This window comes from Paenibacillus sp. ACRRY (genome assembly GCF_022346995.1).
GTDB lineage: Bacteria > Bacillota > Bacilli > Paenibacillales > Paenibacillaceae > Paenibacillus.
The window spans coordinates 252,006-267,956 of record NZ_JAKRNM010000003.1 but is presented as its reverse complement, the minus strand read 5'-3'; the positions used below and the strand labels follow the sequence as shown (position 1 = coordinate 267,956).

The window sequence follows — 15,951 nt, the reverse complement described above, 5'->3', positions numbered from 1 at the left end:
ACGAATATTGCTTCTATTCAACGAGGACAAGCTTGTCCTGTGGGAAAATCAGGCTGACACGCTGCCCGCTAAGGTATGGTGTCTCCATCTCCTGGTTCGCCGTAAAATCACCGAGTTCGGTCTCAATGACATATTGATAGCTGCGTCCAAGATACGTACTCACCTTCACGATACCTGGCAAAGCATTGGCCAAATCCGCTGACGTATCTCCACTGACGATCAGATCGTCCGGGCGAATTGCACCTTTACGAGCGCCGGGACGTGCCGTTCCGGGATGAGCTGTTGCTGTAAACAAACGACCTCCCGCTTTTAGCGAGATCTGATCTCCTGCATCATTGCGTTCAGCAAACTCAATAAAGTTATGGAATCCAATAAATTGGGCTACAAATTCCGTTGCCGGATATTTGAAAATGGTCTCCGGGCGATCGAGCTGCTCGACAACGCCCTTGTTCATGATGGCTACCTGATCCGAGATCGAGAAACATTCTTCCTGGTCATGGGAGACATACAGCGTTGTAATTCCAAGCTCCTGTTGAATCCGGCGAATCTCCACCCGCATGTTCAGTCGCAGGTTGGCATCCAGGTTACTGAGCGGTTCGTCAAACAGCAGCAGATCCGGTTCAATCACGAGTGCACGGGCAATCGCCACCCGCTGCCGCTGTCCACCGGACAGTTCCTGTGGAAAACGCTTCTCGAAGCCGTTCAGGTTCACCACTTCCAGAATACGCATAACACGTGCTGAGATATCCTTGTCTTTTACCTTGCGCATCCGCAGGCCGAAGGCCACGTTGTCATAGACAGACAGATGCGGGAATAGCGCATAACTCTGAAATACAAATCCGAAATTCCGCTTGTTCACCGGAACCTTCGTATAGTCCTTGCCGCCGAACATAAACTTGCCCTGTGTTGCTTCCAGGAATCCGGCGATGAGGCGCAGCGTAGTTGTTTTGCCGCAACCGCTCGGTCCGAGCAGGGAGAGCAGCTTACCTTTTTCCAGCTCCAATTGAAAATCCTTCAGGATCGTCTGGTTATCGTAAGCCACCGATACGCGATCCAATGTCAGCAATGCCATAGCGTTCTGCGCCTCCAATTAACGTTTAGTAAAGTATGAAAATCCGCCCATGATCCGTTCGATCACGAACATTAAAAGTCCGGTCAGTACCATCAGCAGCACGGAAATGGCTGCAATTGTTGGGTCAAAATAGTTCTCCACATACGTCAGCATCTGAATCGGCAGTGTACTTACCCCCGGCCCCGTCATGAACACGGAGATATCCACGTTGTTGAACGACTCCAGGAAGGCAATCAGCACGGCCGCCAGAATCCCCGAACGAATGTTGGGCAGCACGATCTGGAAGAACGTTCTTATCCGCCCTGCGCCAAGACTCAGTGCAGCTTCTTCCACGGCAAAGTCAAAGCTCGAAAGACTGGAAGCAATGACACGAATGATAAAGGGAAGCATGATAATCGTATGACCGATCAGCAGGCCCAGATACATCGGCAGATGATAGATCACGATCAGATATTTCATCAATGTAAAACCAAGCACGATTCCCGGAATGAGTACCGGGGACAGGAACAGTGCGTTCAGCACAGACTTGCCTTTGAAATCGTAACGACTGAGTGCATAGGCAGCTGGTACTCCGAGCAGCAGCGCCAGCAGATTTCCCAGCAGGGAAATGATGATGGACGTCTGGAACGTGCGGAGAAACCCGCCTGTGTTAAAAATATTTTCGTACCAGCGGAAGGAGAAGCCTTCCGGCGGAAATTTGAGTACCGTTCCCGGTTCAAACGAAGTGACCGATATGATCAGAAGCGGGCCCAGCAGAAAGATAAAGACCAGCAGACTGAACAGGCCCAGCCCGATATGTTTCTCCCGCATATGTGTCTACCCCTTCGGATTTAAAGTTTTGGCCATTTTGTTCATGACACCGACCACGACAAACGTGATGACAATCATAATTGCAGCAACGACCGAGGCCAGATACCAGTCGTTAAGGGTCATGGCGTTTTGATACAGGAACGTGGCGATCACACGCTGCTTGCCTCCAAGAAGCGCCGGTGTCGTATACGCCGTGAGGCTTCCGACAAATACAAGCACGGCTCCGATGACAAGCCCTGGCACAGCCAGCGGGAATACAACTCGGCGGAATGCCGTGATACGTGAAGCTCCCAGACTTTGTGCTGCTTTGAGCAGGTCATTGTCGATGTTCTCAAGCACACCGACCAGAGAGATAATCATGAGCGGCAGGAACAGGTGAGTCAGACCAATCATCATGGCTGCCGGCGTGTAGAGGATATCCAGCGGTTTATCCACGATGCCCAGGCCAACCAGTGCATTGTTGATCAGACCTTTGCGTCCAAGAATGATCATCCAGCTGAACGAGCGTACCACCGGGCTTGTCAGCAATGGGAAAATGGCCAGTGCCAGCAGGATACCTTTGCGGCGCGGCGCTTTTTGCGAAATATAATAAGCTGTCGGGAATCCGAGCACCACACAGACAAGGGTGGTGACCACGCTGACCTGCAGCGTCGTAAGCAATATTTTCAAAAAGTAAGGGTCTCTGAAAAAGTGCATGTATCCTTCAAATGTGAAGGAGTTTTCCTGGAAAAACGTTGATCCGATCGTCAGGACAATCGGAATGATCATAAATGCCGCCAAAAACACGAACCCCGGCAGCAGTAGCCAGTAGATTACTGATTTCTTCATCGCGGTACTCCTGACTTATAAAATGGTTTGTTTCGAAAGTTTAGATCATTTCAAAAACAAGTACTTACTATCTCTGCTTGGCAACCGTTCCGGTCCGAATCGTTCTTCCGATCGCTGTTATCCCCAGATTTCTCTGATCCTTTATTAAAGGTTGAAATCCGGGGATAAAGGTGAACACTGCGTTTCTTCAGAATCGATTTCGTCCCTCCACTACAAGCGAATCATATTAAGAACTAATTTTAAGACTGAGCCTAACTTTACTCACTGAATGGAGTAGAACTACGCATTTAATGCGTTAATAAAAAGTTCAAGGAACGCTTCCGCGTCCACCGTTTCGCAGACAAGCGTGTTAGGCTGCTGGCCCAAACGGTTTTGAAAGTCACATACCATCTGGCCATCGCACAGGCGGCTGGCCGTTTCGACATCCACGTAGTACGATTTGCGTCCTACCAGTTCGGGTGCAAGGGCAACGCCCACTGCCAGCGGATCATGCAGAGCGCAAGCCCGAATACCGTTCATTTGTTCGTAACGGTTGATGTAGATCTCTGTGCTCTGAGCCACGTACGCGCGCAGCGCAGGATCTGTGAGACGCTCAATTGTAGCTTCATTCAGCAGCGTTTGACGCGTGACATCCAGGCCAACCTGCGTAAGCTTCTCAATGCCTGCATGCAGAACAATGCGTGCAGCTTCCGGATCAGCGTACGTATTGTACTCTGCCGTCGGTGTAATATTGCCATGTCCGCGAACAACGCCACCCATGAAGATCACTTCCTTCAATAAAGAAGGCAGTTCTGGACACTTCAGCAAGGCAAGTGCCAGGTTGGTTAGTGGCGCAGTCATAATCAGCGTAAGTTCACCCGGATACCGCTTGGCTTGCTCAATAATATAGTCCGGTGCAAAACCCTCTTCCGCTTGCTTGGACACGGCCGGATCAGGCAGTGCTCCGCCTAATCCATCCTGTCCATGTACCCGATGTTCATAATGTGATTGGCGGGTAAGCGGACTGGCCGCTCCAGCCATCACAGGAATATCAGTCGCATCCGCCAGTTCAAGAATCTTGCATGTATTATCCGTTGCCTGCTGGAGCGATACGTTCCCGCAAACTGTGGTAATGCCGAGAATGTCCAGCTTCCGGCTCTTGACGGCCAGCAAAATGGCCAGCGCATCATCAATACCCGTATCTACATCCAGGATGATACGTTGTAACGCCTCACTCATACGTTCTCCACTCCTTACCATTGATCGTGCTTGCTGCAAAGGTTATTCATTTCGATAAGTCGCTATCTGTCGTTCTTATCTAGCTCTATCCCATGTTTCTTATTGTGCAATTTCACGGTTCCAACGATCCGTCCAAGCTTTCGCTTGTTGGTTCACGAATTCCATATCCAGCTTGTTCAGCTTCTCAACCACGTCAGCGCCATATGTCACGCCTTCTGCTTCTTCTGCAGTCAATTCAACTTTGGTGTTTACCGGTGAATCCACTTTGGCTTTGGCAGACTTCGCTTGTACATCCTGGCTCAGCTGCCAGTTAATGAACTCTTCAGCGAGCTCTTTGTTTTTGCTGCCTTTCACCACGTTGATTGTATTCATAACTGCATATGCGCCTTCGCTAGGTGCAACAAACTTCGCATTAGGCACAGCTGCTTTCAGATCCTTGAAATACATTTCCATGATCGGTCCGCCTGCAATCTCTTCTTGCGAGAACATGTTCACGAACTCGGACGTTTGGCTGTAGAATTTAACCACATTGCCGCTCAATTCTTTCAGTTTCGTAAATGCCGCATCTTCATTAAATGTATCGTTTCCGGCTACGCGAGAAGCTGCATCCACGACCATTGGGCCTGCTGTTGCCGTAATATTCGGGATCGTCAGGTTATTCTCAAATGCCGGATCCCACAGATCGCTCCATGAAGTCACTTCTTTGGAGACGAGGTCAGGATTGTAGGCAATCCCGAGCTGTCCAACGGTGTATGCCGGGCCATAATCTTCGCCAAGTGGTGCTTTGGCAATATCGTAAATATCATTAACATTCGGAATTTTGGAACGATCGATTTTCTCAAACAGACCTTCATCGATACCTTGTTGTGCATAGTAGTCGGAGAGGTAGATGACATCCACATTCGATGTACCTTGACGGATTTTGTTCAGACGCTCAGCGTTGTTACCGACTTCAAGCACGATGTCCACATTATGTTCTTTTTCGAATGGACCAAATACTTCTTCATTGAAGAAATCTTCGGAGAAGCCCCAAGTGGAGATCACCAGTTTGTTCGGTGCTGTTCCCTCGCTGCCAGATCCACCTGTCGCATCATCCGTGCTGCTGCCGCAACCTGCAAGTAATACCGATGTCATTGCCACTGCTGCCAAACCGCTAACCCACTTTTTCATCATGATCTTGAATTCCTCCTGAAATGTGTGATGTGTTATAAAAAAACAAAAAGAAAAGCATTCTTGTAAGAACAAGAACACTTTTCTTCGTAAACAAAGGAAAGCGACACCCGCTGCCGGTACAACATTGGTTTCTGCTTCAGAATCAATCCGAAGACTAGACGCCATCATATGAAATTGTTGGGACGATATAATCGAAACGCGCGCATGACCTGAATCGAACCAGTCGATCCACACTATGCCTGTTCCAGAATGATATTCGTAATGGCCCACTGTGTGGACGCATCGTAATCCCTTAGTACAGCTTCAATTGGCAAACCCATGTGCTGCTCGAGCTTCTCCCGGAATTTCTTCTTATATAAGACAGACATGCGGAAGTCCACTTCCAGCTTCAAGCCGGGGGCCTCCCCTTCCAGGGCGTCAGAGCGTGGCGAACGTCGGTGCTTGGCAAAGAAGGTCACAATATTCTGATCCACGGTCACTCTCAGGAGAGTGGTTCCGAAGCCGAATAGTTCCTTCGAAATTTCGTTGTAATACTGGCACATCTTTTTCTTACTTTCATTACTGTCCAGCAGTTCCATGAATTCACCTTCATCATTTACTACCGTACATTCGACGTGTTAACACGTTTGATTATACATAAATATGAGGTAGGAGGCAACCCAAAAGATATACTTAACATGCAAATAACACATAAAAGCGAACGATGACCAAAAAAACACCAAAATTCATATGCCAATTCCACTGTAAACGAAAACTCTCTACCTGATCACTTCCTATAATATTGTTGCTTGGAAAATCATTTTTGATACACCGTTCGTTTCATTTGGGAAATTACGGTTATTAATTACGCTGTAAACATAGACAAACTTCGGCACCAAACGTTAAAATGAGACAAAATGTATATACTACTTAATATATGAAATTGGAGGCCCCTGTTATGAAATGCCCGGTATGTAATCATGAAAATGGAAATGCACATTACTGCGAGAGGTGTGGTACAGATCTGACTCAGTCCCCATCTTCTTCTACCACTCCCCGTGACCATGAATCAGCTGCTGCTGTCGAATCGGAATATACACGTTGGTCCAGTACGCAAGCAGCACCTTCTCAATCCGTTCCATCCCGTACACCTTCTGCTCCAACACCTCATGACCAGACGTATGACAATTCCGGCCCGAATAACCAGTCGTCTGCAGGAGACAGCAATCAGTGGAACAATGTCATGCAAAATGAGAAGGTGCAGCAAGCCAAAGAAGTCAGCAAACAGTACATATCCTATTTTGTTAGCGTCCTAGCCCGTCCTTACCAAACGATGAAAACCGTCGGTGATCAACATGCGCTAAACGGATTAATTACGATGGCTCTCATTGCAATCCTGTCCTCTACATACTTTTTACTTACCTTCAGCCGGTTAGATAAGGGTGGTTTATTCGTAGCTGGATTCATCCGCCCGCTGCTGTTTACCGCGATCATCCTGCTTGTGGCTGTAGTACTGATCTACGCTGTATTGAAAATCGAGAAAATCACGTTTCGTCCGAAAACGCTGGTAGCACAGTATGGTACCTTACTTGTTCCGTCTGTTGCAGCACTTGTGCTGGCGAACTTGTTTATCTTTATTTCATACCCGATCGCGATCTTCCTGCTGGTTGTTTCGTATGTCATTGTTTTTGCAGGCATGAATGCGGTGCTGTTCCAACATCCGCTCAATCGTACGAAGTCAGCCATCGACAGCATGTATACTGTCCTTATTGCCAACGTTGTTTTGCTCTACATTTTGTACCGTTTGCTTGCAGGCTCCATTCTTGGAATTCTGGGCATGATGCTATCGCCATTCGGTCGTCTGTAGTCCGATTTTCATTTCAAAATTACATCTACGAAGAGACTCCTCTGGTTCAAATCAGAAGAGTCTTTTTTCGTTTCCCGATCCAGGATTGCACTGGCTTCTTCGATACACTATAATGTGTAGTGCAAACCTTATGTTTGAATTTACGTACCGGGAGCTTCACGGTTTCCTTGAAGAAGAGTTCTCGGCGCAGCTAAACACTACATGGCGTAGTGATATTAAAGGCTATTTCCATTTTAGAAAAGAAAGAAGAGGATCAATCGATGAATCACGATATGAATCAGATGCAAATGAACCACGAGGCAGGAACATCCTATCTGTGGCTCATTGTAGGGGCAGTCCTGCTGCTGCTCTCCATCGCAGCTTATATTTTAGCTTCGCGTACACAGGGCAAAGTACTAAGTCACATGAAAAAGGATGAACGAGCCACCATCAAAAAGAAAAGTCGGTCCATCCGGCTGGCTGCACACGCATTGCTCGGCGTCTCCGTCATCATCCTGATTCTGTTCTTCACGCAAGATGCATTCGACAAATATGACGTGGCTGATCTTAACGCTAATGCCAACATTGAAGTAACAGATGATCCTTACTATGGTGCAGAACATACGGAAGACCCTATTGATTACGACATGACCATTCCCACTTCAGGGCCTCACAACCCACATGACATCAAGTTTGGCTTTTACACCGATTTCCCGGGATATCCTTATCTTGTTCATAACCTGGAGCATGGCGATATCATCATCTATTATCGTGAGAACGCCAGCGAAGACCTGAAGGAGCACCTGAAATATCTGACCAAGTTCCGTGAGGCGGGGGCCGGCATACTGGCTGTACCAAACAAGGATATTCCAGAAGGCAGTGAAGTCGTCGTGACGGCCTGGACCAAAACGATGAAGCTGGACATCTTCGACGATGCCAAAGTCGGTACATTTATTAACCGGTACATTAACCAGGGACCAGAGAAAATTCCTCCTTCCGTTCGCCAAGGTGGCGGAACGATGTAATTAGCGAAAATACCATAAGAACAGCTTTAGCTCCCGGATGAACATCATTCGGGAGCTAATTCTTTATAGGCTATATGCCGATACTCGAAATAGAAATCAATCCAGTACATTCAAACAAAGTACATAATGAATGAAATGAAGAAGCAACATGAGCTTTCTTATGCAGGCTTATTTAACGAATGATTGTTTTACTGAAAAAGGAGGAACGTTTCTACTAATGAACAGCTTGTTTATGCGTATCTTTTTATTTTTTTCCTGCCTCATGCTGGCAGCCGGCGCCATCCTTGGCATAACGATGTACCGGTCTTCTGCCCAGCTTGTGGAACAATCCATGGGGATGCAGGCACAGGCTGTTGCCGAACGGGCGGTTGAGTTAATCGATATCCCTCAATATGCAGCGCTGAGCACAGGACAGAATCAGACGGAATACTATGCAGCGCTCCGTGCACAACTTAGCCAGCTTAGGGAAGCCAATGGTTTGAAATATCTGTACACGCTTGGCAAACGCGAAGAAAATGGCACTACCACTTATTTTTATGTGGTCGATGGTGCAGCCGCAGATGTGGCAGAAGATGACTTCTCTCCCTACGGAGCTGCTGAAGAAACCCATTATCAGGGGATGCTCGACGCATTTGATACACAGACTTCCATACGGGGTGACCTAACGCAGGATGAATACGGAGCAACCATCACAGCCTATGTACCTATTCAAGGATCAAACGGAGAAATGCTGGGCTTGGTAGGTGCGGATTTGGATTCCACTGCCGTCTATGAACTCATGACAAGAAACCGGATGACCATGATCTGGACAGCACTCGCCATTGTGCTTCTTAGTGTACTGCTGGTATATGGATTCGCACATTATTTGACTCGTCCTTTGGTCAAACTGAAGAGAATGATTGCACAAGTCAGGCAAGGTGATCTTACCGTTCATGTTGAACTCGAACGAAAAGATGAGATTGGGCAGCTGGCCAATGAGTTCAGACATCTGGTTACCGGCACCCGGGATGTCATGACCGGCATTCGGCGAAGCTCGGAATCCCTGTTACAAGCTGCAGAAGGCGTATCCCAACATTCACAGGCGACAGCAGAAGCCAGTTTGCGAATTGCCAATCATTCCAACCAGACGGCAAAGGGTGCTGCCGAACAGGTTGCTCGCGCAGGGGAAGTTACCCTCGCGATGGAGGAGATCACGCGCAGCATGCAGCATATCGCGCATTCTTCCTCCATGGTTGCGGAAGTATCCCAAGAAACTACCAGCAATGCAATACAGGGGCAGGCCAAACTGGACAACGCAATGGCCAGCATGGATAAAATCCACCGATCCAATGCTCAGATGGCAGCTTCGGCTTCCCAGCTTGAGCAGTACTCCAATAAAATTGAATCTGTTGCACAGCTAATGAAAGGTATTGCTTCCCAAACCAACCTGCTTGCCTTGAATGCAAGCATTGAAGCAGCCCGTGCAGGACAGCATGGCAGTGGATTTGCAGTGGTGGCCTCCGAAGTTCGCAAGCTGGCTGGGGAATCAGAGCAGTCATCCCAGCACGTGGCCGAGTTAGTTGCAGAGATCACTCGGCAAACTTCTGTGTTATCCGCTCATATGTCTGCCAGCACTGCTGAAGTCGAGTCCGGTCTGGACGTTGTACAGGAAGCAGGCCGCTCGTTCACGTCCATCCATAACGGAATTGAGACGATAAACGAACGACTGCATGAAGTATCTGCAGCTTCCGAGCAGCTGTCAGCAAGTTCCGAGGAAGTTTCGGCTTCAGTGGAGGACATGGAGCAAATTTCACGGCAATCCTCCTCCAGCATTCAGGAGGTATCAACGGCCACGGACGGCCAACTGCAATCGATGAGTGAGATCAGCACGTCAGCCGAGTCACTTCGTGTATTATCCAGTGAACTAAATACATTGATCAGTCGATTCAAAATATAGAGCAAATGAAATGAACGAAGTGGCTAAGGCAAGCCATTCTTCGCTTCTTCAGAGGATGAACGTTGATCAACAAAAAGCCGCATGGCAGAAACCGGGGAGATCCCGGTTGCTCTGCCTGCGGCTATTTGTGATCTTACGAATATAAGACAATGCTATGGTTATCTGGATTAGTAGCGCTGCGGAGCAGCCTTTTTACCCAGATCGGTCATATAAGTAAAGAATGCATCCGGATCCGTATCGTACACCAGCTGCACAGGACGTCCGTCCGCTTGCTCTACCGTACGGCCCTGGCTAGGACCATCTGGAATTACGATGCAGTTCACGGTTTTCTTTTTCACGATATCTTCGCGACCCACGGAAGCTGTTGTCAGCACGTCCCACAGATAATATGTGGAGTTTGTTTCACTGTACACCAGTGGCGGGCATCCTGCGTAACAGTTTCCAAGGAAGTCCACGCCTTCGTAGCGGCGCTCTGCTGCCCAGCGATTACGCACAGCAGGTGTAAGAGGTACTTTGTTTGTGCTCTCCAGTGCGACCAGGTCGATCTGGATGCCGCTTTCCCATACACGATAAGCCGCTTCCGGATCCCAGAATACGTTCCATTCGGCTGTGCCGTCATGCTCAGGCTCTTCCACGTTTCCTTTTTCAAACGTACCGCCCATCCAGACCAGCTTGTCGATTTTCTCTTCAATGTCTGGTGCTTCGTCAAGTGCACGTGCGAGGTCCGTCAGTGGGCCCGTGAACAAAAGAAGTGTTTTGCCTTCTGTGTTACGAACCTTCTCAATCAGGTGCTGGTGAGCCGGAACAGCTGACAAAGGCGCTTCCATTTTGCCAGATTCGTTCAGTATAGGCAGTGCATCTACATAGAAGGAGTGCAATCTCCACGCTGCAGGAAACGGATTTTTACCTCTGGAGTTGGATTTCGATACTTCGACGGAATACGTACCGAAGCGATCAATAATTTTACGGCTGGCATCCGTCGCTGGCTCCAAATATCCGTCTGCCGGAATAACCGATACACCTGTAACTTTTACATTATCCATCTGCAGAAGCATGAACAGCGATACGAGGTCATCCACGCCGCCGTCATGGTTAAAATACACATTAAGTTGGTTCGTCATTACTTACTTTCATCCTTCCCCTGGTTGTCCCATTGATGTACTTTCATCCGTCAGCCCCTGGACCAACGTTCCTTCTATTATGTCCCAAAACCCTGTTATACGTAAACCATCGCCTCAGAGTTGCCATAAAAATGCGGGCAGTGCTGTTGTTCACACTGCCCGCATCTTCTAGATCCATGCACTGCTCATCAAGCAGTAACATGAACCGAGCAACCTGAATTCGACTTCAAATTACATGGAGGTCGTTTGCTTCTCTCTTGCTTCTTCGGCGACAGGCTTGTATTTGCCTGGCCAGAATGCCCATTTGCCCAACAAGGTTGTAATGGCAGGTACCATGAATGGACGAACAAGGAATGTATCGAGCAAAACACCCGCTGCCGTAATAATTCCGAACTGCACCAGTACCTGAATAGGCAGTGTTGCCAGTACAGCAAACGTACCTGCAAGAATCAGACCTGCCGAAGTAATAACAGAACCTGTCTCGCCTACACCTTCCTTGATCGCTTGGCGTAAAGGCATCGTTTTGCGTTTCTGCCAGATACTTGAGATCATGAAGATGTTATAGTCCTCACCGAGTGCTACCAGGAATACGAATGAATACAGCGGAATTGCACCCTGAATTGCATCTGCACCCATACCATAATGGATGATAAGCCACCCGAGTCCAAGAGCCGAGAAATAGGAGAGCACCACTGTGGCGATCAGGTACGCCGTAGCTACCACAGAGCGCAGGTATAACAAGAGCAGCAATGTAATCATGCCGATGACAACAGGGATAATGATGCTCGCATCCCGCTCGCCGGCCACTTCGATGTCGTACTGCTCTGCAGTTTGGCCATCAATCCAGACGTGACTGTCCACACCTGTAATTCCTGCATCAGTTAATGCCTGCTCAGCCGTCGCCCGCAAATCCGGAATATGCTGCATAGCCTCCATGGAGTATGGATTTAAGTTAAACTCGACATCATAGGCGGTGATGTTGGCATTCTCAGCACCCTGCTGAGCTTCACCCACCTTGCTTACATAATCCAATGCTTCGAGACGCTGCTTCAGATCGGTTTCCTTGCCCTCTGCATCTATAATGACCTTGGCTGGGGCCAATTCGCCTTCGGAAAACTGTTCCCCAATGACCGTAAATCCTTCACGTGAAGGTACATCTTCCGGGAAGGAAGACAGCAGGTCATACGTGAATTTGATCTGGCTGGAGAAGGCAGCTAGTCCACCGAGAAGTACCAGCGTAATGACCAGTACAGTCCATGGCTTGGTGATGACTGTGCGACCAATCCAGCTTTCCTTGATTTTGCGCGGAGCCGGAGCCGGTTTGCCTTTTTTCTTGGCACGCTCCACTTCCATATCGTGCGTACGCGGTACGAACGGGTAGAATGATCCCCGCCCGAAGATGGCAAGCAGTGCCGGAACCAGCGTCAAGCTGGCAATAAACATGATGAAAATGGACAAACTGAATGGAACAGCAAAACGGTGATATGCACCGTACTCAGCCAGCAGAAGCACCAGCAAGGCTGCAACGACTGTGAATCCACTCATGGCGATCGCACCAGATGATCCGGTGATGGCCTGGAACAACGCCTTCTTTTTGTCCGGCTCATGATAGAGAATCTGGCGGAATCTGGAGATCATGAACAGGCAGTAGTCCGTACCTGCACCGAACAATAATACGGTCATGATGGAGATGGACTGTGCATCAACCGTAATCCAGCCCTGATCCGCCATGAATCCGAGTATCGGACTCGTGACCATGTAGGCGAAACCAACCGCAATAATGGGGATGATCGCCAGTACCGGAGAACGGTAGATTAGCAGCAGGAGTACCAGAACCAGTACCACCGTTGCGATCAACAGGGACACGTCGGCCGATGCGAATAGTCCGCTCGCATCAATGGATATACCTACAGGTCCGGTGACCCGTGCAGTTAATGCATTGGCATCATCTATAGCGACATCAAACGGATTGGAGCCAAAGATGTCCTCCGTTTTCTGCTCGACCGCTTCAATGCCTTCCTTCAATTGTTCAGAGTCTGCTCCTTCATTGAAGAAAAGCGGCATAACCAGCGTACTTCCGTCTTCCGACAGCTGGCCTTGAATCGCCTGTGGCGGCAATTGATACAATGGCACAACTGCTTGCTGCTGCTCTACCGGATCCTGATCCAGCCGCTCGGTCAGCCCCTGAATCTGTTCGATCTGCTGGTCCGTCAGCCCGCCAGCTTGATGCCACACAATTAATGCAGGGAGACCTTCCCCACCTGGAAACTCCCTTTGAGCAATCGCAGCTGCCTGTACTGACGGCTTGGAATCACTGAGGTCTTGTGCGTTATTCGTCTCGCGCTCGCCTACGGCTGGCCATACCACGCCGAGTACAACCGCAATAATAATCCATACTAACAGTGTAATCCATTTGGTTCGTTTGCCCGCAACCCAGCGGCCGTAGCCCGATCTTTCTTGCATCGTTTCTTCATCTCCTGTTCTGTTTCTATGAAACCGTATTGTATATGAATTGTAGAAATGAACCACGGGTCATAGTATAATCGAGTTAATTATATATACCGTAAGGTTAATTTTGCAATACTAATTTTTTGAACACTTTATGCCAAGATAATTTTTATGTAAAGAGGTATGCCGCATGACTAAAAAAACTTCGCCTTCCCGGTCACCAGGAAGACCAAAAGCAGGTACCGATCAGACATCAGTCCAGTCCAAGATACTAATGACTGCTTCGCAGTTATTTATGGAATATGGTTATGAACCCGTCTCTCTTCAACAGATTGCCTCACTGTGCCATGTGACCAAGGCGTCTATTTATTATCACTTTTCCAGCAAACCGGAGCTCTTCACTGTCGCCATAACGCGTATGATGGCCATGGGCCAGCAGCAGACGGCTCTTCGTTTGGAAGAGCCCGGATCCTTGCAGCAGCGACTGGAGAATGTTGCTGCAGCCAAAATGCAGCAGTCCCATGTGGACACGGAAACCATGATGCGTGAAGCCGAATCGTATCTCAATGCCGACCAGCTTGCGCAGATCCGTGAAGCCGAGACCCAGATCTTCGATGTTCTCGCCACACACTTCAAGCGGGAGATGGACAGCGGTTATTTGCGCCCTGCGAGCCCTATGCTGCTCGCCCAAGCATTCACGTCCCTGCTCATGCTCGCGAACCGGGAGGATGTGCGCAGCATGAACGGAAGCATTGAAGACTTGGCTCATGAGCTGGTTTCCTTATTTCTGGACGGAGCGGTTCAGCGAAAGTGAAGTAGACTTTATTTGAGATATACTCATGTCAGGATTCAATGATCAAACCAATTACATGTGTACAGGCAAGACCTCAGGTCATCCTGAAGTGCTTGAATTTTAGGAGGTATCACGAATGTCCCAATCAACACCATCCCCACGTGTCCCCCGTCTGTTGGAGACAGAACGCATCTATCTTCGTCCGTTCGAGACGACGGATGTCGATGACTACTTTCCGGGTCTGTTTGACCCTGAGATGCGAAGACTTACAGGAACACAGAACAGCTTCACCCGCACGCAAGTGGAACGCTTTGTTGAAAACGCAGGTCAGGACGACTCCCGGCTTATGCTGCTCATCTCCTTACAGGAAAATGATCAGCTCATCGGCGAGGTTGTTCTCATGGATATGCATGCCAAGAACCGCAGCGCACACCTGCGAATAGGGATCGATCATGCGGAGCACCAAGGCAAGGGCTATGGTAGCGAAGCGTTGCTGTTGATGCTTGATTACGGCTTCGGTATTTGTAACCTGCATCGAATCGAACTTGAGGTGTATGCCTTCAATGAGAGAGCCATTCGTACCTATGAGAGGCTGGGCTTCCAGCGCGAAGGTACGCGAAGAGATGCACTGTACTACAACCATCAATATCATGATGCCATTCTCATGAGTATGTTGGAGCATGAATTCCGTGAGCGGCATGCCGCAGGTCAGATGGTAGGCCCTGCAGGGCAAGGGTAATTTATATAAAAAGAAACCGGAGAAGTGCTTAGTACACATCCCCGGTCAAAAAAGTCAGATGACCCGCCAGCACCGACAGCTCGGCGGGTGTCTTCATGTACAATTCACCATCCGTATCAGCGGGCATGGGAGCATCCGTTTCCAGCAGCAGGGTCGACGCCTTGAAGTAACTGATGCTTTCATTCTGAGGCTGCCACTCTCCCTCTGGTTTGTGCGCCAGGATCTCTCGCAGTAGCGGAATGCCCGTCTCATGAATAATGAGGATATCCAGTTCACCGTCTTGCAGCGCATCTGGGGCAAATGGAAGTGAATTCGTTCCAAGAAACCGTCCGTTCGCCGCGTAGATCATGACGGCCTCACCTTCCATCGTTTTGCCATCAGCCTCCATCCGGTAATGAAAAGGCTCGGTATTACTAATGGTCTGCAATGTGCTGATGAAATAGCTCAGCTTACCCAGTGTACCCTTCAGGTTGGAGTTAACATTCTGCGATGTATCACTGATTAATCCAATGCCAAAAAAGTTCGTGAATACCCGATCATTGGCCCGTCCAATGTCGATCGAAACAGCATGACCCTCAAGCAGCTGACGTGCCGCAGCCTCCACATCTGGTGACAATCCGAGAGAACGTGCAAAATCATTACAGGTCCCCCCAGGCAAAATCCCGATAAGCGGCGGGTTCTGCAGACTCGCCAGTCCATTCACGCATTCATGCACCGTACCGTCTCCGCCCAAAATAAAAACGACATCGAACTGTTCCCCGCGATCCCGGCACAAGGCTTCTCCCTCTCCAGGTTCCTCGGTGCGTACAATAACAAGCTCACGAACAGCAGGCGCTAGCACCCCGGTTGCAGTACCTACAGCATCTGCACGATTCGCTTTTCCGGCATGATTGTGATGAATTAACAACGCTTTGTTAAATGTCATCGCTCTCTTCCTCCATTCTAATGCTTGTTTACCCTTTA

General features: G+C 48.9%; 14 protein-coding genes. 5 read left to right on the top strand and 9 right to left on the bottom strand.

Features of this window, described 5'->3' with window-relative positions:
• Nucleotides 1-13: 13 nt before the first annotated feature.
• The 6 genes from MH144_RS14770 to MH144_RS14745 all read right to left on the bottom strand — a co-directional run bounded on the left by MH144_RS14770 (nt 14) and on the right by MH144_RS14745 (nt 5,679).
• Nucleotides 14-1,072 carry an ABC transporter ATP-binding protein gene (locus MH144_RS14770; RefSeq protein WP_239301507.1) on the bottom strand — a complete coding sequence of 353 codons (1,059 nt, stop codon included), beginning with the start codon at nt 1,070-1,072 and terminating at the stop codon, nt 14-16.
• Between the two features lie 18 nt (nt 1,073-1,090).
• Nucleotides 1,091-1,882, bottom strand: a complete 792-nt coding sequence (locus MH144_RS14765; RefSeq protein ID WP_193723625.1) for an ABC transporter permease — start codon at nt 1,880-1,882, stop codon at nt 1,091-1,093.
• Nucleotides 1,883-1,888: 6 nt separating this feature from the next.
• Nucleotides 1,889-2,710, bottom strand: coding sequence for an ABC transporter permease (locus MH144_RS14760; protein ID WP_095290986.1), 822 nt, complete (start codon nt 2,708-2,710; stop codon nt 1,889-1,891).
• 279 nt (nt 2,711-2,989) lie between these two features.
• Nucleotides 2,990-3,928 (bottom strand): nucleoside hydrolase, encoded by a 939-nt coding sequence (locus MH144_RS14755; protein WP_239301505.1) that lies wholly within the window; start codon nt 3,926-3,928, stop codon nt 2,990-2,992.
• 99 nt (nt 3,929-4,027) lie between these two features.
• Nucleotides 4,028-5,098 carry an ABC transporter substrate-binding protein gene (locus tag MH144_RS14750; protein ID WP_239302247.1) on the bottom strand — a complete coding sequence of 357 codons (1,071 nt, stop codon included), beginning with the start codon at nt 5,096-5,098 and terminating at the stop codon, nt 4,028-4,030.
• A 236-nt stretch (nt 5,099-5,334) separates the two neighbouring features.
• Nucleotides 5,335-5,679 carry a Na-translocating system protein MpsC family protein gene (locus tag MH144_RS14745; RefSeq protein WP_095290982.1) on the bottom strand — a complete coding sequence of 115 codons (345 nt, stop codon included), beginning with the start codon at nt 5,677-5,679 and terminating at the stop codon, nt 5,335-5,337.
• Nucleotides 5,680-6,038: 359 nt separating this feature from the next.
• Between MH144_RS14745 and MH144_RS14740 the strand changes: the two genes are divergently transcribed.
• The 3 genes from MH144_RS14740 to MH144_RS14730 all read left to right on the top strand — a co-directional run bounded on the left by MH144_RS14740 (nt 6,039) and on the right by MH144_RS14730 (nt 9,887).
• Nucleotides 6,039-6,947 carry a hypothetical protein gene (locus tag MH144_RS14740; RefSeq protein ID WP_239301503.1) on the top strand — a complete coding sequence of 303 codons (909 nt, stop codon included), beginning with the start codon at nt 6,039-6,041 and terminating at the stop codon, nt 6,945-6,947.
• Between the two features lie 260 nt (nt 6,948-7,207).
• Entirely contained in the window at nt 7,208-7,951 is a 744-nt protein-coding gene (locus MH144_RS14735) for a DUF3105 domain-containing protein (protein ID WP_239301501.1), read from the top strand.
• Between the two features lie 217 nt (nt 7,952-8,168).
• On the top strand, nt 8,169-9,887 hold the full coding sequence (locus MH144_RS14730) for a methyl-accepting chemotaxis protein (RefSeq protein ID WP_239301499.1): 1,719 nt from the start codon (nt 8,169-8,171) through the stop codon (nt 9,885-9,887).
• A gap of 167 nt (nt 9,888-10,054) precedes the next feature.
• Here the strand turns inward: MH144_RS14730 and MH144_RS14725 are convergent, their stop codons facing one another.
• Nucleotides 10,055-11,008, bottom strand: a complete 954-nt coding sequence (locus MH144_RS14725; RefSeq protein WP_153980285.1) for a nucleoside hydrolase — start codon at nt 11,006-11,008, stop codon at nt 10,055-10,057.
• 231 nt (nt 11,009-11,239) lie between these two features.
• Nucleotides 11,240-13,471 carry an MMPL family transporter gene (locus MH144_RS14720; protein ID WP_239301488.1) on the bottom strand — a complete coding sequence of 744 codons (2,232 nt, stop codon included), beginning with the start codon at nt 13,469-13,471 and terminating at the stop codon, nt 11,240-11,242.
• Nucleotides 13,472-13,646: 175 nt separating this feature from the next.
• On the opposite strand from MH144_RS14720, the gene MH144_RS14715 reads away from it, so the two are divergent.
• On the top strand, nt 13,647-14,270 hold the full coding sequence (locus tag MH144_RS14715) for a TetR/AcrR family transcriptional regulator (protein ID WP_239301486.1): 624 nt from the start codon (nt 13,647-13,649) through the stop codon (nt 14,268-14,270).
• A gap of 115 nt (nt 14,271-14,385) precedes the next feature.
• On the top strand, nt 14,386-14,988 hold the full coding sequence (locus MH144_RS14710; RefSeq protein ID WP_239301484.1) for a GNAT family N-acetyltransferase: 603 nt from the start codon (nt 14,386-14,388) through the stop codon (nt 14,986-14,988).
• 28 nt (nt 14,989-15,016) lie between these two features.
• Here MH144_RS14710 and MH144_RS14705 read toward each other — a convergent pair whose 3' ends face one another.
• Nucleotides 15,017-15,913: a diacylglycerol/lipid kinase family protein gene (locus MH144_RS14705; protein WP_239301482.1), complete on the bottom strand. Its 897-nt coding sequence runs from the start codon at nt 15,911-15,913 to the stop codon at nt 15,017-15,019.
• Nucleotides 15,914-15,951: the final 38 nt, after the last annotated feature.